Raw genomic sequence first — 394 nt, forward strand, 5'->3', positions numbered from 1 at the left:
GTTAACTGGACAGAAATATTAAGGTCAAGTAGACTACAGTTACTATTACTGAGGAGAATCTATTATGACCAAAAGAGAGCGAAGAAAGTTCACAGAAGAATTCAAGAATCAGATGGTTCAGCTTTATTTGAACGGCAAGCCTAGACAAGAAATTATTCGTGAATATGACTTGACCCCTTCATCACTGGATAAGTGGGTGGGTCAAAGTCAGACGAGTGGATCATTCAAAGAAAAAGACAATCAAACACCGGAAGAAACTGAACTGATTAAACTCCGTAAGGAAAACAAGCAGTTACTGATGGAGAACGACATTTTAAAGCAAGCAGCGCTGATACTAGGACGAAAGTAAATGTGATTCGAAATAACCAACACAAATACTCGATATCAGCAATGT

Annotated in this window: 1 pseudogene; it reads left to right on the top strand. The window is 38.1% G+C overall.

From position 1 onward, the window contains the following. Positions 1–64: 64 nt before the first annotated feature. Positions 65–394, top strand: a pseudogene (locus J7E63_RS02415) (transposase); the annotation flags it as partial.

This window comes from Bacillus sp. ISL-75 (assembly GCF_018613095.1).